This window comes from Thiocapsa sp. UBA6158 (genome assembly GCF_002423035.1).
Classification (GTDB): domain Bacteria; phylum Pseudomonadota; class Gammaproteobacteria; order Chromatiales; family Chromatiaceae; genus Thiocapsa.
The window spans coordinates 11,464-30,227 of record NZ_DIUM01000066.1; the positions used below are offsets into that span (position 1 = coordinate 11,464).

Below are 18,764 nucleotides of genomic sequence, written 5' to 3' on the forward strand. Positions count from 1 at the left end.
GTTTCCCAAAGTGTTGTCAGCCGAAATCCTGCTCGAGGATCGCATTGACCCGTCGGCAGATCTCGCGCCCGTAGTCGGTCCAAAGGCCCTGCCCCCAGTAGCGATAGCAGCTCGTTTGAGAGGCCATCAGATGGAAGAGCGCATTGCGATAGCGCGGGTCGTTGGTAGCGACGTCGGGGATCAGGACCTTTTGGTTGAAGTTGGCGCTCGCCTCCTCCATCGGGCCCAGCACGTCGTCGTAGCCCTTCACCCAGGACAGATCGGATGTCCAACTGCCGCCTTCCATGTGGAATCGGCCGTCTTCCTGCTTGAGTTCGGCGATCGCCTTTTCCAGCTTCTCCGGTCCGTCGCCCGGCTGGATGCGCGCCCAGATGCGATCGTGAAACAGGGGCTGGACCTCGGGCAGATCGGACTCCTTGATCCCGAGCGCGAACAGATGCTCCAGATATTCGCTCCCGTTCATCATGGGCGTGTCGGTGTGGCTCGAGGCGGCGACGACCTCCATGAACTTGCCCGGGAACTCGTTCATCATGACGCCGCCGTTCTCGCCGTCGGCGATCTGGGTGACCAGCGGCGGGATCGACTGACCGGCGAGCGCGACGCGCTGCAGCCCTTGCGCCTCGTACCAGGGCTGCATCTGGGCGACCAGCTTGGTGTCGGAGCCCTGCGTCTTGACGATGGCGATGATGCTCGCGGTCTCGCCGTGCGAGTTGGTGACGACCAGACGATGCGGGATGTGCGGCTGCTGCGGATTCCGCCCGGTGTCGACCTGCTGGACCGTGTGCTCCTGCACCAGGACCCATTGAAAACCGCAATCCAGGAGCGTCTTGACGAAGGCGTAAGCCACGTCGGGATGGTTCGGCAGGGCCATCTCCGAAGGCGAGAAGCCGCGCATCCGCTCCAACGCCTCCCATCCGAAGATGGCGGCGAAGTGATGCTGGAACGCCTTCACGTGCAGACGGAAATCCTGCACCGGCGTAGAGGGCGCGACCGCATGGCCCCAGGGCATGCCGAGCCACTCCACGGCCCAGTTGTAGTCCGGGTTGCAGGTCATGCCCTTGAGCGCATCGATCACATGATGCTCGCCCATCTTGCGCAGACCGTGCAGCAGGGTGCCCGAGTATTCGAGCATGCAGCGCGGCGACTTGCCCTCGTTGATCAACTGCGGGATGAACTCCCCCATCCGCTTGTAGCACCAGACGAAGGCCGGGGCGTTGTAATTGTCCCCGATGTGCTGGTTCTCCATCATGTATTGGAGGTTGCTGATCAGGGCGGCGCTGCGCAGATCCCCGCCGCCGGCCGGGATCAGGGGCTGATGCTGATGCAGCGCGATGGTGGTTGCCGAGCGGATGGAGCTGAAATCGATGCCGCCGCGATCGGCGAACAGAGTACGCGTGCGCGCTTCGGCAACGACGGCCTCCACCTCCGATTCATGGCCGCAGATATTCGGAAGGTCATCGACGTACTCGGGTAGCGGTTTCACGCTGGACTCCTTGAGAAGTGTGGCTCCGGGGTTGCCGGAGAGGTTCAAGATGCTCTCGGTGCGGGTGTCTCGAATGCGGCCGGCGGATCGGGCGCATGGGTCGTCGGCGGGGCGTTCGCGGTCGCCTCGGTGCGGATGTCCATGACATCCGCAGCAGACGCGGGAGTTGTATCGGTCGCGGTCGCGGGTGCGGGCGCAGGTGCGGGTGTATCCGTGTCGGTCGGCTCCGGGCGGATCCCGACACGCTCGAGCGCGGCACGACTGGCCTCGAGATCGGCCTCGGCACGCGGCACCCAGGCCTCGCCCCAGTAAAGGTGGCAGCTCGTCTCGGCGCGCAGCAGACGCCACATCGCCTCCTCGATCGCCTCGGCCTCCGGGCCTTCGGAGACGCCTCGCTCGGTGGCGTACCAACGCGCGTCATGCACTAGACGGCTGGCCTTGGCGAAGGCGTCGATCGCCTGTTTCTGGCGATCCGAGCCGGTCCATTGGGTGAAGTCGCGCCCGTGATGCCAGCCGGTGTTCCAGGCGCCGGTGCGCACGCGCACCTCGCCGTGAGCGCCGTAGTTATCCAGATAGCAGCTGATGAAGGTGGGTGCGATCGCGGCCTCGCCGGCGGCAACCCGCTCGAGCAAGGGCAGATAGAAGGCACTCCAGAAGTTGGCCCCTTCGGTCACGTTCCTGAACCAGCCGCCGTTCTCGCCGTCGGTACAGGTCGTCACCAGAGGCGTGAAGTCGCACCACTGAGTCCGCTCGGCAACCTCGGCGAGGAACCAATCCAACTCCATCCCGGATTCCTGCGCATCGGAGAGATCGCGATCGCGCACGATGACCGTGATCGCCTCGCCGCCGAACCGCGCAATGTGCGGTCGATAACGCAGCTCCTGCCAGCTCATGGGCGAGATCGGCTCGACATGTTCGCTGTCGACCATGACATAGCGATAGCCGAATGCGCGCAGCAGCGGGATCAGCTCCATCGAGAAGCCCATCTCGGGCGGCCAGAAGCCTTGGAAGCGCGGACGCCACAGCAGGTGATGTGCGATGCCGAGCCAGCGGCGCAGCTGCTCCTCGCGGTCGGCCTCGGGGATCAGCGGCAGTACCGGATGGTAGTAACCCGTCCCCAAGACCTCGAAGAGCTTCTCGTTCTGGAAGTGCCACAAAAGAGACCCGCAATCCACGGTACCGTAGACACGCTTCTGGAACTCGGGATTCGACAGGGTCTCGAGCAGGGTACCGGATAGGGAGAGATGGACGCGAGCCAGGTCTTCGTGACCCCAGAGACTGCGCGGGATGCGATCCAGGGCGAAGAGGATCTCGTTGGCCTCCCAGCTCTGGTTGTCGAGGAGCTCCTCGAGATTGCCGGCGGGCTGATGCAGGTTTAGAACAAGCGCATGCTGAGCGATCACGGTACGACACTCCCGGATGGCATGAAGGCCGTTAGGATAACAGAGGCGCGACCAACGCCCAAAAACCCGACACCTCCTGTCGATGCGCACTTGCGAGCGCGAAGCGGACGCACCATCTCGCTGGAGGGGTGGTGCGTTTCACCCTCCAATCGAGTACGCCGCGCTCCCCGTCGATCCAAGCCTTCGAGACCGGATATCGCATGCCCAAGATTCTCATCGACCCCGAGTCGACGTCGCTGGATCACAGATTCGCGATCGTCAAGACAAAGCGAACCGACCGTGCCCGCTATCCGGAGGGGTGCGTCACGGTCGTCGCGGACGCGGACGCGGCACTCGCCGGGGCTGTCGCGGGAGCGGAGCGCGGGCTCCATCCGGCGATCGTCTACGGGCCGTCGAGCTCATCGGAGGGTCAGCGACTCTACTATCTGGTGCGTTGGCTCGCATGAGTGCACCGACCTTTGACCAGCCCTCCGCAGACGTCCCGGTGCTGCGCATCCGGGATCTGCACAAGTTCTATCGCGAGGGCGAAGGCACGACCGAGCACCGCGTCTTGGACGGGATCAACTTCGACGTGGGCCGAGGCGAGTGCGTCGCTCTGCTGGGGCGAAGCGGCTCGGGAAAATCGACCCTGCTCAACCTGCTTGCCGGCATCGATCGGCCCGACCAAGGACAGGTCGAGGTCATGGGGCATCGCCTCTCGACGCTCGGCGAGCCCGGCCTGACGCTCCTGCGACGGCGCCAAGTCGGATTCATCTATCAGTTCTTCAATCTGATCCCGACCCTGACGGTCGCCGAGAATCTCGCCTTGCCGCTCGAGCTGAACGCCACCTCGCTCGCACGCGGCATGCCGCGGGTCGCCGAGATGTTGGAGCGTCTCGGACTCGGCGCTCGCGCCCGGGCCTTCCCGGATCAGCTCTCGGGCGGGGAGCAGCAGCGCGTCGCCATCGGTCGCGCGCTCATCCACTCCCCCGCCTTGGTGTTGGCCGACGAGCCGACCGGCAACCTGGATGTGGAGACCGGCGAGCAGATCCTCGCGCTGCTGGCCGAGCTGTTTGCGGATCGGCGTCGTACGCTGATCCTGGTGACGCACAGCCTCGCGGTCTCGCGCATCGCCGACCGCGTGCTCACGCTCGACAAGGGCCAGCTGGTCGACTCGGCTCGGGATCTCGCCTGGTGATTCCGGTCCTCGTCCGCGCCAGCCTGCGCTATCTGGCCCGCCACCGCTGGCAGTCCGGTCTTTCGATCCTCGGCATCGCGCTCGGCGTGGCGGTCGTCATCGCCGTGGACATCGCCAACGAGAGCGCACGGCGGGCCTTCGACCTCTCGATCGAGCGCGTCGCCGGTCGAGCGACCCACCGCATCGAGTCGGCCTCCGGCGGCATCCCGGATGCGGTCTATGCCGATCTGCGCCGCCGCGGCGGGCTCGCAGCCGCCGATGCCACGCCGGTCATCGAGGCCCCGATTCGGATCGGCGAGGCGACCTTCACACTGATCGGGCTCGATCTGCTGGCCTTCTCCTCCATACGCGGCACCGGATTGACGGTGGAAGGCACGTCGCTGATCCGTCTGCTGACGCAGCCCGACACCCTGCTCCTGAGCGCAGCCGACGCGCAGCGTCTCGGCGTCGCGCCGGGCGATGCCTTGCCGTTGCGGATCGGGACCCGCGCCATCTCGGCCGAGCTGGTTGGTATCCTCGCCTCGGATCAGGCGGGGGGCTTCGAGGGTCTGGCGATCGCGGACATCGCAACCGCGCAGGAGATCGCCGGGCGGATCGGCTCGATCGACCGGATCGATCTGGTCCTCACGCCCGAGGACGCGCCCGTTCTGGCCGAAAGGCTTCCACCCGGACTGCGGCTGGTCGAGTCTGCGCAACGCAGCGAGACCCTGCGCCAGATGACACGGGCCTTCCATACCAATCTGACCGCCATGAGCCTGCTCGCCATGCTGGTCGGCGGATTCATCATCTACAACACCATGACCTTCGCGGTGCTGCAACGGCGCAGCCTGCTCGGATCATTGAGGACACTCGGCTGCACGCGTGCGCAGCTCTTTGTGTTGGTCCTGTCGGAGGCATTGGTCTTCGCGCTGGCCGGCGCACTCCTCGGGCTGGGCTTGGGCATCCTGACCGGCTGGGGATTGGTGCAACTGGTCACGCGCACCATCAACGACATCTATTTCACGCTGACCGTACGCGAGCTCTTCGTCACGCCGCTCTCGCTCGTGAAGGGCGTCGCCGCCGGACTGCTGATTACCCTGGTCGCCGCACTCGGCCCGGCGATCGAGGCCGCGCGGGCTCAGCCGCGCGACATGCTGCGTGCCAACAGCCTGGAGCGTCGCGGACAGCGCTGGGTGCTCTGGCTGGGTGTATTCGGTCTGGCCCTGATGATTACCGGATGGGGTGCGGCCCAGATCCCGAGTCGCTCGCTCGGTCTCGGCTTCCTGGCCATCCTGATCCTGATTCTCGGCTTCAGCCTCTGTGTCCCCGCACTGCTCCGCGCGATCGCACTCGGCTTGACGCGCATTGTCGGACCGATCGGCGGAGTCCCGGCCGTGCTCGCGGCGCGCGGAGTGGCCGCATCCATCACACGGACCGGCATCGCCGCGGCGGCCCTGACCGTCGCCATCTCCTCGACCCTCGGGGTCGGCGTCATGATCGACAGCTTTCGCAGCAGTCTGGTCGTTTGGCTCGACACGACGCTGCAAAGCGACATCTATGTCTCGGCGCCCTCGGAGACGGGGAATCGCGCGGACGGCGTCCTGCCGTCCGGTCTTGCACAGCGGCTGGCCAGCCTTCCTGGCATCGCCGAGATCAGCATGGGGCGCAGCGTGCGTGTCGAGACGGACACCGGCTCGGTGCTCCTGCTCGGGCTGACCTCCTCCTCGGTCAGCCCGAGCGGTTTCAGCTTCGAGGGCGGAGCAGCCGCGGATCTCTGGACGCGTTTCGAGACCGGCGAGCTGATCCTCGCCTCCGAGCCCTACGCCTATCACCACGACGTCGGTGTCGGAGACCGGGTTGTCCTCTTCACCGCCCGGGGCCGGCAGTCCTTCGAGATCGGCGGGATCTTTCGCGACTACGGCTCGGATGCAGGGATGCTGGTCATGTCGGGTGCCCGTTACGCCGCGCTTTGGGGCGATGATGCCGTCTCCTCAATCGGCATCATGGTGCGCGACGACACCGATCGCGCCGAGGTCTTCGAACGGGTCCGCGACCTGACGGAGGCGCTCGATGCCCCGGTCCTCGTCGCCTTGAACGATGAGATCCGCGAGCAATCACTCGAGATCTTCGACCGCACATTCGCCATCACCCATGTCCTGCGTCTGCTGGCGATCGGTGTCGCCTTCATCGGCGTGCTGAGCGCCCTGATGGCGCTCGAGCTGGAGCGGCGTCGCGACTACGCCGTGATGCGCGCGACCGGCATGACCCGGCGCGAGCTGACCCTGTTGATCTTGACCCAAACCTCGATCTTGGGCCTCGCGGCCGGCCTGCTGGCGATCCCGCTCGGACTGGTCATGGCAGACCTCCTCATCGGTGTCGTGAATCTGCGATCCTTTGGCTGGACCATGGAGATGCGCATCCCGCCCCTGACCCTGATTCAGGGTGTGGTGCTCGCTTGGAGCGCCGCCTTGCTCGCAGGCCTCTACCCGGCTTATCGCTCTGCCAACACGGACCCGGCGCGGGCGTTGCGGTCGGAATAAGAGGGTTGAAATCCAAGCGTCCGTTCTTGCCACGAAAGCGAGAATCCCGTGTATCCTTATCGGCGATGAGAGAAAGAACCGCCGGTCTTGAATGAAGACGTTGAATGACCGACGGGGTCTCAGTAAAAACCCCGAAGAGACCACACCGGAATCCAAGAGGCGAGCGACATGGCCGACGACAAAACCATCGTAACCAAGAAGACGGCGCCCAAGGCAGCCGCAGACACCAAGAACACAGCCATCAAGAAGACCGCAGCGAAAAAGACGGTCCCGAATTCGGCCGCCGTCGCAAGCGCCGGGCTCAAGGCTCCACAGAGCAAAGCTGCACCAACCAAGGCGACTCCCGAGAAGGCCCCCGCCAAACCGACCGCCATCGCGACGAAACCAGCCCCGGAAAAGCCAGCTCCATTGAAGCCGGTCGAGACGAAGAAGACCGCACCCGCATCCGCCAAGACCTCGACGTCGGCCACAAGCGCAAAAAAAACACTTGCCAAGAAAGCAGCCGCAAAACCCGCGGCCGCGGCGACGCGATCCGCCCCGAGTGCACTCGCAGGCAAATCGATCAGCCTCAAATCACTCGCCAATGTCTCGGACGAGGAGCGACGACACATGATTGACGAAGCGGCCTATTACCGCGCCGAGAAGCGCCGCTTCGAGCCCGGACACGAGATCGAGGATTGGGCCGAAGCTGAACGCGAAATCGACGAGCTGCTCGCCAATGCCAAGCGGATCTCCGGACGCTGACCCCGAACGATGTGCCGAACGGAGCCGGTTCAGCGTGTTCGCGAAACACCGCTCGATACCTGTCAGCTCGCCGAGAAGCCAAACCGGCCGGCCCAACCGACCGGAAACCCAAGCAAAAAATCGAGGATGGGTAGAGCGCAGCGAAACCCATCCTCCCACACTTAAAGCTTCAAGCCGCAGCGCCGAGATCGCAGCGCAACCCATCCTCGCGCACCCAACACCAAAACCAGACCCGTTCAGCGCAGCATAGTCTGCACCCCGACCAAGGCCCAGCGTCGCGCCAATAACGCCGACAGCACGCTGCGAGTCAAGCCCGGCTCCAACGCCACCAGCGCGATCAAGACGCTCGGCAGACCGATCGAAGAGCGTCGCCCGACTAGCGTCACGCCGAATCGCTCGGCCGTGCAGTCCCCAAAAGCCCGTCAACCTTCCGGAAAGACGGAAAGACCCGGATCTGGCCAGAGATAAGGCCTTGTATTACACTTTCATGTCAACTTCATGACGCTTTTGTCTGCGTCCTTGATGCTCCGTCGACCACAGGGGAAGAGGGATCTTGGCATGACTCGAATCGCGATGAACCAGCTCCGTCTTTCAACTCCGTTTTCGAGCGGGCTCCGCCGGCTTATCGGCTGGATCGGCGCGATGTTTTTCGTCGCGGCCTGGTATCTGGTTGCGCAGGCGCTCATGGATCTCCTGTTCGAGGTCAGACCAGGACCCGAGGCCTTTCGAGCTGACCTGATCGCGCACCTCTTGATCGGCACCCTGCTTTACGGTATGTCGAGCAGCCTCGCACGCTTTGCACTCGCAACGGCGGCCCTGTTCACCGCGCTGACGCTCGGCAATGCGCTCAAGATGTCGGTCCTGGGCGGCCCCTTGATGCCGGACGACTTCGTTGCCGCCAAGAACATGTTTCTACTGCTCGACGGATGGCGACTCGTAGGTGCTGCACTCATGGTGGCCGTCCCGGCGATCCTGCTCTGGTGGATGATCGCCTGGCGTCGGGCTTGGTCCTGGCTCAATCTAGGCGTCGTCACGCTCGCCGTCGCACTGCTCGTCGCCTTCCCCGAGCCGGCAAGCCTTCAGCTTGACAAGCAGTTCGGCAACTCGGTGTGGAACCAAAGGGGCAACTTCGAGTCTCGAGGTCTCCCGTTGCAGCTCCTGCAGGAGGGCGTGCGCAGCCGCGCCCGGCACGAACCCGCGCCGACGGCCGGTGAGGTCGAATCAGCGCTTTCACGACTCGGCGCCACGGCTCCAAGCGACCTGATCAAGACCGCAAGTCCGGCGGGCCCAAGCCGTAATCTCCATATGATCGTGCTGGAGTCCTTCTGGGATCCGATGCTGCTGAGCGCGTCCGAGCTCTCGGCGGATCCCCTCGATCCGGCCTTCCGTGCGCTTTGGGCCGCCTCCGGACACGCCAATGCCCTCGCACCTGTCTTCGGCGGCTACACCGCAAACACCGAGTTCGAGATCCTCTGCGGCTTCCCGGTCGAGCGCGACAACGTCTTCTTCGAGGGCGGACTGCGCAACAAAGCACCCTGTCTGCCGCGCCATTTGGCGAGCGCCGGCTATCGGTCCTTCGCATCGCACCCCAACGCTGCGTCCTTTTGGAACCGCGTCAACGCCTATCGTCGCATCGGATTCGACACCTACTGGTCCGACGGCGATTTCGAGCTCGACGACATGAATCGCTCGTTCCTGAGCGATGCATCGCTTTATCGGCAGGTCCTCGACCGGCTCGGACCACAGCTGCAGGGACCCGCGCCCGTCTTCAACTACGTCTTGACCTACTTCGGGCATCTTCCCTACTCGCTCAACGCGCAACGCCCGAACCTCATCAGCGCCGCCGAGGGGCACGAGACGGTCGAGGCTTACGCCAATACCATGTACTACAAGTCGCGCGAGCTGATGGACTTCCTGCGCGAGCTGCGGCAGCGCGACCCGGACGGGCTGATCGTCCTCTTCGGCGACCATCTCCCGGCGCTCGGCAACCAGTTCGGCGGCTTCAGGGAATCCGGCCTCCTGGCTTCGAGCCGCGCCGAATTCACCGACGAGATGTTCCGCACCCTGGTCGCAACCCCCTTGATCCTGATCGACGGAAGCCGCGGCGTCCTCGAGACCGGCGACCTGCCCTTCTACCAGCTCCCGGGGCTACTGCTTCGGCTTTTGGGCGACACGCGCCACTCGATGATGGCCTTGACCGCCCCCGAGCCCGGCGCCCCGGCGATCCGCCCGCTGCCCGGCCTACACGTCATCGACGACGGCGACACGGTGACCACCTGCCGCGATCCTGCAGACCAACCCGCCGCCTGCGCGGCATCCACCTCCTGGCTCGCGGCACTTCGCGTCATCGGCCGCGACATCTTCGGCGGTGCCCAACACGCCTTGCGCCGTCTGGAGCCCGCCCCCGGTTTCAGGGCCGCCGCCACCGCGTTGCCGCCGGATGAGGTGAAACACAGACTCTGATGCCACCGCGCCGGACGGCACCCCCACACGCGCAAACCTCGTTAGAATAACCGTCGCCGACCCCATATCCCGTCCTGCCTCGGCAGCAGGCGGGCGGGCATCCTTGCAGATATCGGAGTTGTCGACATGAACTACACCGAGGTCATGGACGCGCTGGATCGGGCCAGCTTGTTCGAGCTCTTTCGCTTGAACGCGGCCATCAGCAACCAGCTCGACGACCCGAGGCGCATCCATGCCGTGAAGCAGGCGCTGCGTGTCGGTCAGACGGTGCGTTGGTTCGACCATGTCGAGAACAGGCTGCAGGAGGCCAAGCTGCTGCGGATCAATCGGACTCGTGCGGAGATCGAGAATCTCGGTGACGGGAAGCGATGGAGTATTCCCTTCCATCAGATCGATCTGGAGGGCGAGGACGTGACGATCGCCACGCAGAAGCGCCAAGCGGTGGACCGCAATCGGCTGAGCGTCGGCGATCGGGTCGCCTTCAAGGATCGCGATGGGCATGAGCGGTTCGGCCAGGTGGTGAAGCTGAACACCAAGACCGCGTCGGTGCAGGTCGGTACCGTCCGCTGGCGGGTGGGCTACGGGCTCTTGACGCCCGTGATCGACGGCGCTCTCGGCGAACTCCTCGACGACCCGCTCGCGCTGCCGGGCGTCTGGAGCCGGGTCGAGCCATGACGCAAGAGGTGCGGATCGGTGTCGACGGCATGACCTGCGCCTCATGCGTGGCGCGCGTGGAGCGTGCAATCGCGCGCGCGCCGGGCGTGGAGTCGGCGACGGTGAACCTCTCAGCCGGCACCGCGGTCGTGCAGTTCGATCAGGTGAGCGTGCCGGCCTTGCTCGATGCGGTTCGCGGCGCCGGTTACGAGCCGGTGGTCGAGTCGGTCGCCTTGGGCGTCGGCGGCATGACCTGCGCGTCCTGTGTGGCGCGCGTGGAGCGGGCCATTCAAGCCGTGCCGGGCGTCATCGAGGCGAGCGTCAATCTCGGCACCGAATCGGCGACCGTCGGTTATCTTCCCGCCACGGTGAGCCCGGAGCGCATCGCCCAAGCGATCCGTGCGGCAGGCTACGAGCCGGCTGCGCTCGAGCAAACGGCGGAGACGGACGAGACACGCAAGGCACATGAGCTGCGCGGTCTCGCACGCGACCTGGGCGTCGCCGCGTCCCTGACCTTGCCGTTGTTGCTGATCAGCATGGGGCCGATGGTCGTGCCGGGTCTCCATGCACTCATGGACAGCGTGGCACCGACGGGCCTATGGGCCTGGCTCGAGCTGATACTGGCCACCCCGGTGCTCTTCTGGTCCGGGCGGCGCTTCCTCGCGCGCGGTCTGAGCGAGCTTCGGCATCGCAGTCCCGGCATGGACAGTCTGGTCATGCTCGGCAGCGGCGCGGCCTATCTCTACTCGCTGCTGGCACTGACCCTGCCGGGACTGTTTCCCGCGGGAACGGTCCATCTCTATTTCGAGGCCGCAGCGGTCATCGTCACCCTGATCCTGCTCGGGCGTTATCTCGAGGCCGTTGCCAAAGGACGAACCTCGCAGGCCATTCGACGTCTGGTGAACCTACAGCCCAAGACCGCCCGCATCATCGGTCCGGACGGCGAGCTCGAGATCCCCGCCGACGCGGTCGTTCCGGGCGACGTCATCCAAGTGCGCCCGGGCGAACGCATCCCGGTCGACGGCACCCTGACCGAGGGCGGCAGCCGGGTCGATGAGTCCATGATCAGCGGCGAGCCGGTACCGGTGCGCAAGGATCCGGGAGACGAGGTCATCGGTGGCACGCTCAATCAGACCGGATCCTTCCGCTACCGCGCCAACCGCGTGGGCGCCGAGACGGTGCTGGCGCAGATCATCCGGCTGGTCGAGGACGCCCAATCCGGCAAGCCGCCGATCCAGCGTGTCGCCGACCGGATCGCGGCTGTTTTCGTGCCCGTGGTCATGGTCGTCGCGCTCGTCACCTTCGTGGTCTGGCTCTGGCTCGGTCCGTCGCCGCCCTTGAGCTATGCCTTCGTCGCCGCGGTCAGCGTGCTGCTGATCGCCTGTCCATGTGCCATGGGGCTTGCGACGCCGACGGCCATCATGGTCGCTACAGGACGCGGCGCGGCCTTGGGGATCCTCGTCCGCAACGGCGCCGCGCTGGAAACGCTGGCCCGCGTGGACACCCTCGTCCTGGACAAAACCGGGACCTTGACCGAAGGCCATCCTGCCCTGACCGCGCTCGACGCCTACGGCATGGACGAGGACGCGGCGCTGGCCTTGACGGCGGCAGTCGAGCACCACAGCGAGCATCCGATCGCCGCGGCCATCGTCGCGGAGGCCAAGGCGCGTGGATTGACCCTGCCGGGGGCCACGCAGATCGAAGCGGAGCCCGGGTTCGGCATTCAGGGCCAGGTCGACAAGCAACGGATCGCCGTCGGCGCACGGCGCTGGATGGAGCGTCTGGAGGTGCCCCTCGACGCAGCGAACGAGATCGCCGAGCGACTCGGCGCGGAAGGCCAGACCCCGATCTATGTCGCGGCGGATCAACAACTGATCGCGGTTCTGGCTGTCGCGGATCCCATCAAGGCCGGCAGCCGGGAGGCAATCGCGCAACTGCGTGCGCTGGGACTCGAAGTCGGGATGCTGACTGGTGACGGCCGCCTGACCGCCGAGGCGATCGCACGCCAAGTCGGCATCACACGCGTCCTCGCCGAGGTGTTGCCGGCGGATAAGGCCGCCGAAGTCAAGCGTCTGCAAGCCGAAGGGCGTCGCGTCGCCTTCGTCGGGGACGGCATCAACGACGCCCCTGCCCTTGCGCAGGCGGATGTCGGCATCGCCATCGGCACGGGGACCGATATCGCGGTCGAAGCCGGCGAGGTGATCCTGATGCAGGGCGACCTGCGCGGCACCGCCACCGCGATCGCTTTGGCGCGCAAGACGCTGCGCACCATCCGCATCAACTTCTTCTGGGCCTATGCCTACAACGTCGCGCTCATCCCGCTCGCGGCCGGCCTCTTCTTCCCGCTCACCGGATGGCTGCTCAACCCCATGCTTGCCGCCGGCGCCATGAGCGTGTCGAGCCTCTTCGTCGTCACCAACAGCCTACGGCTGCGGCGCTTCGGTCAAGCCGCGCAGGGCTCCCGCCAGCTTGCCGCCAAGTCATCGTAGACGACATCGATCTGCTCCGGCGTCAGCGCGCCGAAGTGCTGGCTCAGGCGGTATCCCAGATTCAGCCAGGTCAAGCGCTCGAGCTTCTCGGGCTCGTACACCTTACCCTCCAGCGCCGCAGCCCAGCCCACCCGGAACTTGCTGCTGCGATGCGCATCCGGCGCCTTGCGCTCGTCACGATCGTAGACGAGTGCGGCGAAGGCCTCGTCGATGGCCTGATGTGTTGGAGTCGGCATGATGGGTCTCTCTGTCCTGTTGTGGCCTGAATCCGGCGGTTGAACTGCCCTTGGCATGCTTCAAGCGGGGTGTCCGAGCATACCGGGGGCGCATTATAGATCCACAATGCCTGTAGGGTGCGTTGAGAGATCGCAAACCCGACAGAGAGCCGCGACGGCCGGCTGTTTTGGACGCTTTGCGGTCGCTCACAGGCAACCCCGTGTGCGACTCTGGACGGCCAATTCCCGTTACCCACCCAACCGCGGCGACCGTCTCCTGACCGGCTCAAAGCGGTAACTGCAAGGTAAGTGATCCGTTAACCCAAAACCCTGCTGGGCAGGGGTTGATGGATCACTTACGGAGATTCGTGGTCGGGGCATATAGGGGTCCCGCTCGCGGACTCAGGTCGAGTCCAGTCCTCGCGTTGTCCTTTTCACTGCCGAGGTTCCGGGCCTACCAACGCGACTATCTTGGCCCGAACGTCGTTCAGCTCGGCGGTGGACACCTTCCCTTTGCGCAGGGCCTTGCGGGCCACCCAATCGAAGCTCTTGACCTGGTCGGCTAGAACGGCGCCCGGGCGATCCCCCGGTATCGGTACTTCGAAGGGGTAGCCCTTGACTTGCGTGGTCATGGGACAGCAGAGCATCAGCCCGGTCTTGCCGTTGTAGGCCGAAGGGCTGACAACCAGCGCCGGCCTGTGGCCAGCCTGCTCATGTCCAGCCTGCGGATCGAAGTGCAGCCACACGATGTCGCCAGCCTCGGGAGTGTAACACCGAACCATCAGAGCGCTTCCTGACCCACGGGTCCACCAAAGTCAACTTCTGCGTGCAGGTTCTCCGGTGTGATGCCGGCCAGCAATTCGGCAAGGTCGTATCCCCTGGGTCGTACCGGCTCGATCACGATGGTCCCGCCTTCTTCGCGGATATCCACGACTTCATCCAGTGTCAGGTGGGCCGCCTCCATGACGGCGGCAGGTATACGCACCGACGCACTGTTGCCCCACTTCTTCACAGTTACACGCATAGCCGATTTCCGATGTATCTTCAATGTTGATACATTACGCCGGAGCCACGCGGCTTGCAACCTTGCCGACCGTCGGGTCGGGTCGCCGCGAAGACCCCGCCAGCGCACTACCCGGTTGGAAGATGAGCAACGTCTGCTAACTGCCCCCTATGTCAGGATAGATGTCGCCACGCCTCGGGATGAACCATGCCGGCCGGCAGGATTCTTCTCCTTGAGCGCCGGGAGTGTGAGTGCGGAGGACTTACCCTTGGATTTGGCACGCAAGCTTACCCGCTATCCGGTGCCCGTGGCGTTGCTCGGGCGCTTGGCCGTCGACGAGACCTTCAAGGGCCGAGGACTCGGTTCGATCATGCTCTCCGACGCCTGCAAGAAGGTCATTCAGGCCAGCCGTGTTCTGGCGGTTGCTGCGCTGTTGGTCGATGCCAAGGATCCATCGGCGGCGGCATTCTATCGGCACTTCGGCTTTACGGCCCTTCCGGGCCGACCCGACCGACTTCTGTTGCCGGAGAGGGTATTGCGGAAACTCTTTCCCCGATCGGATCCGCCTGACTAGAGCGGATGGCTTCGGCTGACCCTTGCTGCGGTCTGGCATCGTATCAGGGGGACTCCGCCGCCTTCTCTTGCGGTGTTTTAGCCTTGATCGTCAAGGTGTGCAGTGCCCCGGACTTCAACTCGTCCTTGAACAGGGCCAATACGCCGATGATCTCGCCCTTGATGAAGAGTTGCGGGAAGGTAGATCTGACCGTCGATCTCCATGGACCGCAACGGCTTGAGTCGCTCGCCGGAGCACAACACACTCAAGGATTCACCGGTCGTCGGGTCATAGACGATGCCGTGCATGGAGCAGCGCAGATGCTCGTGCGCTGCATCGAAGACCGCGTCGTGCATGCAGTCCAGACGCCGGACCATGTGCACGCATTGATTCAAGTCGGCATAGACCCGGCCGCCATGCCGCAGCACGATGACGCTCTGCGGCTCGTGCTTGAACAGCACGGGGATGATGCGATGCCGACGATCCGTCAAATCAGTGCTGGCACAGACCAGCAGCTTGCGTTTGTCGAGCGCGGAAGCGGCCCGGGGTTGGTGCCGTGCTCACCGTTCAGGACCCCTGGTTCGCATTCAGATGGGCGATGAGAACGTTCGGTTTCGGTGTGTGGGTTGGTGCCATGCGGTCGATTTGCGCTGCTGTTGTGCTTAGGCTAACGAACGCAAACGACGGGCCAATAATCGTGAACTATTTTTCAATGACCTACCGGAAAATACGGCCCGTTGCGAGGGCGACGTGTCGCATTCGCGACAAGGACAGGCAAGAGGTCAGCCACGGCGAGTGACATGTCGCCACATCCGGTCCGCCCGCATGCAGTGAAGCAGTGCCGCGGCACCAGCGGGTGCGCGCCGGCGACAGACGTGTCAAGCGGCGTTGGCCATTGCCGACCAAGAGACGGCGTGCCAGATGAGCGAGAAGACCTTTTGAAAGCAACAGCATCTCATCTCGGCTCGGCCTCCTCGGACAGAACGCCGTTTCGCACCAGCACGCGATGGATCTTGCGAGCGGTCTTGGCCAGACGCGACAGGTCTGCAAGACTCGGCCGGTCTCCCTCGGCAAGCCGCTGCTCCCGGGCCGCCAGCTCTCCATCCAGATAGTCCAACAGCTTCTGCGAGCAGCCCGAGCAGTCGCCGCTGCAGACGCGGGCCTGTACCGCGTCGAACGGGATCGCGCCGCGCACCTGATCGATGAGCTGGCGCATCGCGGTTCGGGTATCGGATCTCATGCTGCTTTCGGTGTTCGGGAGACCGGCCTCTCTCGGGCGAATCCCCTAAAAAGGTGCCCGGGGTTGAAGGGAGACGTCACATGAGATCTCGTGGACCGCATACATCGTCAGTCGCGGGGCATCCGTGCCCCGCATTCCGGACTTGATCGATCTAAGGCATCCTGCAATCGACGGGACGGGTGATCAGTCGAAAAGCCGCCGGAAGGATCCGAGATCCATGAACCAGGTTTCGCCCGACCAGTCGTCGACTCCGTCGTTGTCGGTCACCACGAAGGTACGCCCGGCTGCGGTAATCGCGACCCCTTCCGGTTTGTCCGTGATCCAACCATGGGTCGACTTCAACCGCGGTATCAGATCATAGACAGCCTTGTCGTCTTCGGCGACCACCCCGTCGCGCAGGTCGCGCTGCGACACCCTGACGAGCGTCTTGAGTGCGGCGAAATCTCCGGTCAGATTGTCGCGCTCGATCAGCACGTAGGACCCGTCTCGGGCGCGTGTGATCTCGGAGAGTCCGACCCAGGACGCGTTCTCGGGCAAGGGCGCCAACTCCCACGCCATGTGATCCCAGGACATCGCCTTCGGGTCGTAGATCCAAATTCGCGTCAGGTTCGGCTGACCGAGCGCATTCAGGCCACCTGCATCGTCGTCGAGCGCCTCGCATTCGCCCGTCGTGTAGTCCCAACCGCGCTGCTGGGCGACCAACAAACGATATCCGCCACGCATCGGCTCGACCGCAACACCCTCGAAGCCCGAACCCAGGGTCGCCCGGTTCGCTGTCGCCTTGCGACACGCCAGAACCTCCGGGGGCAGACCGATCTCTTGCATGACCTGACCGGTCGCCGGATCGACCTGAAGCAGACGATTCGGCCGCGAGTCGCTCGCGTTTCCTTCGCTGGCGATCCAAAGGGTACCGTCCGGCGCCACCGCGATGCCTTCCGGATCATAATCCCCGGAGCCGCCTTGGACGGTCAGAGCGTCGGTGATCACGGCCGGCTTGGCAGAGACATCAATGCCGAAGATGCGGCTTTCGGAGAAATAGGAATCCCAAACCGCCAGAAGGCGATTCGGCTCTCCGGGAACAGCGACCATCCCGGACAAGGCCGACCAGGGGATCGGCGAGCCGCCGGCGGTGTCGGACAAGATCTCGGGATAGGTCGGCCGGCCACGATTGAGCTGGTAGATCATGACCGCGGAGCGCACGCCGAACTCGGGATCGTCGTTCTCGCCGGTGGCGATCAGGAGGTTGCGGGACGGGATCGCGAGCAGACCTTCCGGACCCAAGGGCGCCGGCAGGAGCTGCTTGAAGACCGGGCCGTTCCCCGTCAGCTCATAGACGGCCACGAAGCTGCCGCGTTCCGAGCCGACGAAGAGGTAATCCCGAGCGCCGAAGCGGCCGTATTCGATCGACTCGGGCTCATTCCCCTTGTTCTCGGAACGTGACTCCGGGTAATGACCGTGCTGGACCGCGATCTCTTCGAGCGAGGCTCCGCTATCAAAGAGCACCCCCCCCTTGCGGTCGAAGATCGAGAATCCGCGGCTGCCGCCGAACAGGTCGCCCTCGTTGGCTGTTGCGATGCCATAGGTTCGGCCGAAGCGGCCGGTCGGAAGAACCCAGGCCACGGCGTCCGGCTCGCGCGGGATGTCGGTCAGGGATTCCGTCAGTGCAATAACGTCGTCTTCCGTGGCGTCGATCCCGTCCAATGACACCGTGCCGGCCTCGAAGTGACGCCTCACGACGCCACTGACCAGATCGACAATGACCAGATGATTGTTCTCCTGGAGCGAGACCACGGCCTCGTTCGCGGCGTTGATGTCCACGAATTCGGGCTCGGGATCCTCTGGCGCGTAGCTCGCAAGACCCGTCAGGTCGACGGTCCGCAGCAACCAATTCGTCGGATCCTTGCCCTTGATGTCGACGATCGCGAGGAACCCCGCGGGCAGCTGCGGAAGACCGCCCTCGACGTCACCGACTTCGCGCTCTTCATCGCGCTCGTTCTCGATCGCAATGGCGACGTAGCGACGATCGGGACTGATCTTGATCGAATCCGGTTGGCCTCCCAGCGCGATCGCACCGATGATCGTCCGGGTCGCGATATCGACCACCACCAACTCGCCGCTCACGTCGACGAAGTCCCGGCTGGTGTTCACCGCAACCAGCGCAAGGTCATTGTCCAGGATATCGACGGAGGTCGGCTCACCAGGCAGCTCCAACGTCCCGGTCGGCTTCGGATTGCTCGGATCCGCGATATCGATAAAGCCGATACGCTCACCGGGGCTGTCCGTATAGACCAGCGTCTTTCCGTCTTTGGTCGCAGCAATGATCTCCGACACCGTTTCCTCTGCGATGTCGTCCCGGTTCAGATAATTTCCGAGTGTTGCGATCCGTTGAAAGCTTTGGACCGGCGGGCGCCAGCGCAGATCGTATGAGGACGCCCATGAGTCGTTCGGATTGAGGGTCGCCTGGCTGGTGCCGACCAGACCGACCATCAGGAGACTGGCCAAGGCCAGCCAAATCTTCGTTCTACGCATTTGATTTGTCTCTTCGCTGGGTTGATCGCCTACCGAACCGATACCGCCGCTCCCGAGACGAGACCCGGAGGACTCTTTCCGGCCGGACCCGTCCGCAGCGGAGTCGGCCGGCAATCATCCACGAACCCTGCCCGAGACAATGACGCGGGGCGGCAATCCAAGAGGCCGCTTCCCGAAACCGACTCCAGGGCCGACCGCAGACGCGGCGCGGCCTCGAGACAGCTCGGATCCGCCGGGGTCGGTTAAGACCGACCCGGGCTCGCGGAGGGTAACGGAATCGGTTCGGCGAGTT

At 64.6% G+C, this 18,764-nt stretch carries 17 protein-coding genes; 8 read left to right on the top strand and 9 right to left on the bottom strand.

What is annotated here, in order from left to right:
• Positions 1-16: 16 nt before the first annotated feature.
• The gene (locus tag B4N44_RS09470) at positions 17-1,483 is read right to left on the bottom strand and encodes a glycosyl hydrolase family 57 (protein ID WP_296699865.1); all 1,467 of its coding nucleotides are present in this window, start codon (positions 1,481-1,483) and stop codon (positions 17-19) included.
• Between the two features lie 44 nt (positions 1,484-1,527).
• On the bottom strand, positions 1,528-2,886 hold the full coding sequence (locus tag B4N44_RS09475; RefSeq protein ID WP_296699869.1) for a glycoside hydrolase family 57: 1,359 nt from the start codon (positions 2,884-2,886) through the stop codon (positions 1,528-1,530).
• A gap of 200 nt (positions 2,887-3,086) precedes the next feature.
• Between B4N44_RS09475 and B4N44_RS09480 the strand changes: the two genes are divergently transcribed.
• From B4N44_RS09480 to B4N44_RS09495, 4 genes are all read left to right on the top strand, one after another.
• Complete coding sequence (locus B4N44_RS09480; RefSeq protein WP_296699871.1) at positions 3,087-3,332, top strand: hypothetical protein; 246 nt, start codon at positions 3,087-3,089, stop codon at positions 3,330-3,332.
• Positions 3,329-4,063 carry an ABC transporter ATP-binding protein gene (locus B4N44_RS09485; RefSeq protein ID WP_296699875.1) on the top strand — a complete coding sequence of 245 codons (735 nt, stop codon included), beginning with the start codon at positions 3,329-3,331 and terminating at the stop codon, positions 4,061-4,063. Before B4N44_RS09480 ends, B4N44_RS09485 begins: the two co-directional genes overlap by 4 nt.
• Entirely contained in the window at positions 4,060-6,582 is a 2,523-nt protein-coding gene (locus tag B4N44_RS09490) for an FtsX-like permease family protein (RefSeq protein WP_296699878.1), read from the top strand. Before B4N44_RS09485 ends, B4N44_RS09490 begins: the two co-directional genes overlap by 4 nt.
• A gap of 168 nt (positions 6,583-6,750) precedes the next feature.
• The gene (locus B4N44_RS09495; RefSeq protein ID WP_296699880.1) at positions 6,751-7,326 is read left to right on the top strand and encodes a DUF2934 domain-containing protein; all 576 of its coding nucleotides are present in this window, start codon (positions 6,751-6,753) and stop codon (positions 7,324-7,326) included.
• 236 nt (positions 7,327-7,562) lie between these two features.
• Here B4N44_RS09495 and B4N44_RS09500 read toward each other — a convergent pair whose 3' ends face one another.
• Positions 7,563-7,712: a hypothetical protein gene (locus B4N44_RS09500; RefSeq protein ID WP_296699882.1), complete on the bottom strand. Its 150-nt coding sequence runs from the start codon at positions 7,710-7,712 to the stop codon at positions 7,563-7,565.
• Between the two features lie 256 nt (positions 7,713-7,968).
• On the opposite strand from B4N44_RS09500, the gene B4N44_RS09505 reads away from it, so the two are divergent.
• The 3 genes from B4N44_RS09505 to B4N44_RS09515 all read left to right on the top strand — a co-directional run bounded on the left by B4N44_RS09505 (position 7,969) and on the right by B4N44_RS09515 (position 12,932).
• The gene (locus B4N44_RS09505) at positions 7,969-9,789 is read left to right on the top strand and encodes an LTA synthase family protein (protein WP_296699884.1); all 1,821 of its coding nucleotides are present in this window, start codon (positions 7,969-7,971) and stop codon (positions 9,787-9,789) included.
• A 126-nt stretch (positions 9,790-9,915) separates the two neighbouring features.
• On the top strand, positions 9,916-10,464 hold the full coding sequence (locus tag B4N44_RS09510; protein ID WP_296699886.1) for a hypothetical protein: 549 nt from the start codon (positions 9,916-9,918) through the stop codon (positions 10,462-10,464).
• Positions 10,461-12,932, top strand: coding sequence for a heavy metal translocating P-type ATPase (locus B4N44_RS09515; protein ID WP_296699887.1), 2,472 nt, complete (start codon positions 10,461-10,463; stop codon positions 12,930-12,932). Before B4N44_RS09510 ends, B4N44_RS09515 begins: the two co-directional genes overlap by 4 nt.
• Here B4N44_RS09515 and B4N44_RS09520 read toward each other — a convergent pair.
• From B4N44_RS09520 to B4N44_RS09530, 3 genes are all read right to left on the bottom strand, one after another.
• Positions 12,887-13,168 carry a hypothetical protein gene (locus B4N44_RS09520; RefSeq protein ID WP_296699889.1) on the bottom strand — a complete coding sequence of 94 codons (282 nt, stop codon included), beginning with the start codon at positions 13,166-13,168 and terminating at the stop codon, positions 12,887-12,889. The two genes, B4N44_RS09515 and B4N44_RS09520, sit on opposite strands and share 46 nt — an antisense overlap.
• Positions 13,169-13,581: 413 nt before the next feature.
• The gene (mazF, locus tag B4N44_RS09525; RefSeq protein ID WP_296699892.1) at positions 13,582-13,929 is read right to left on the bottom strand and encodes an endoribonuclease MazF; all 348 of its coding nucleotides are present in this window, start codon (positions 13,927-13,929) and stop codon (positions 13,582-13,584) included.
• Positions 13,929-14,171 carry an AbrB/MazE/SpoVT family DNA-binding domain-containing protein gene (locus B4N44_RS09530; RefSeq protein WP_296699893.1) on the bottom strand — a complete coding sequence of 81 codons (243 nt, stop codon included), beginning with the start codon at positions 14,169-14,171 and terminating at the stop codon, positions 13,929-13,931. Before B4N44_RS09530 ends, mazF begins: the two co-directional genes overlap by 1 nt.
• A 211-nt stretch (positions 14,172-14,382) precedes the next feature.
• On the opposite strand from B4N44_RS09530, the gene B4N44_RS09535 reads away from it, so the two are divergent.
• Positions 14,383-14,724, top strand: a complete 342-nt coding sequence (locus B4N44_RS09535; protein ID WP_296699895.1) for a GNAT family N-acetyltransferase — start codon at positions 14,383-14,385, stop codon at positions 14,722-14,724.
• A gap of 77 nt (positions 14,725-14,801) precedes the next feature.
• Here the strand turns inward: B4N44_RS09535 and B4N44_RS09540 are convergent, their stop codons facing one another.
• The 3 genes from B4N44_RS09540 to B4N44_RS09550 form a co-directional block, all read right to left on the bottom strand.
• Positions 14,802-15,164: a Rieske (2Fe-2S) protein gene (locus B4N44_RS09540; RefSeq protein ID WP_296699896.1), complete on the bottom strand. Its 363-nt coding sequence runs from the start codon at positions 15,162-15,164 to the stop codon at positions 14,802-14,804.
• A gap of 494 nt (positions 15,165-15,658) precedes the next feature.
• The gene (locus B4N44_RS09545) at positions 15,659-15,943 is read right to left on the bottom strand and encodes a hypothetical protein (RefSeq protein ID WP_296699898.1); all 285 of its coding nucleotides are present in this window, start codon (positions 15,941-15,943) and stop codon (positions 15,659-15,661) included.
• 183 nt (positions 15,944-16,126) lie between these two features.
• Positions 16,127-18,472 carry an esterase-like activity of phytase family protein gene (locus B4N44_RS09550; protein WP_296699901.1) on the bottom strand — a complete coding sequence of 782 codons (2,346 nt, stop codon included), beginning with the start codon at positions 18,470-18,472 and terminating at the stop codon, positions 16,127-16,129.
• Positions 18,473-18,764: the final 292 nt, after the last annotated feature.

Coding starts and splice junctions, on each gene's coding strand:
- B4N44_RS09480 (WP_296699871.1), top strand. CDS start 3,087: ATGCCCAAGATTCTCATCGACCCCGAGTCGACGTCGCTGGATCACAGA.
- B4N44_RS09485 (WP_296699875.1), top strand. CDS start 3,329: ATGAGTGCACCGACCTTTGACCAGCCCTCCGCAGACGTCCCGGTGCTG.
- B4N44_RS09495 (WP_296699880.1), top strand. CDS start 6,751: ATGGCCGACGACAAAACCATCGTAACCAAGAAGACGGCGCCCAAGGCA.
- B4N44_RS09505 (WP_296699884.1), top strand. CDS start 7,969: ATGTTTTTCGTCGCGGCCTGGTATCTGGTTGCGCAGGCGCTCATGGAT.
- B4N44_RS09510 (WP_296699886.1), top strand. CDS start 9,916: ATGAACTACACCGAGGTCATGGACGCGCTGGATCGGGCCAGCTTGTTC.
- B4N44_RS09515 (WP_296699887.1), top strand. CDS start 10,461: ATGACGCAAGAGGTGCGGATCGGTGTCGACGGCATGACCTGCGCCTCA.
- B4N44_RS09520 (WP_296699889.1), bottom strand. CDS start 13,168: ATGCCGACTCCAACACATCAGGCCATCGACGAGGCCTTCGCCGCACTC.
- mazF (WP_296699892.1), bottom strand. CDS start 13,929: ATGGTTCGGTGTTACACTCCCGAGGCTGGCGACATCGTGTGGCTGCAC.
- B4N44_RS09530 (WP_296699893.1), bottom strand. CDS start 14,171: ATGCGTGTAACTGTGAAGAAGTGGGGCAACAGTGCGTCGGTGCGTATA.
- B4N44_RS09545 (WP_296699898.1), bottom strand. CDS start 15,943: ATGAGATCCGATACCCGAACCGCGATGCGCCAGCTCATCGATCAGGTG.
- B4N44_RS09550 (WP_296699901.1), bottom strand. CDS start 18,472: ATGCGTAGAACGAAGATTTGGCTGGCCTTGGCCAGTCTCCTGATGGTC.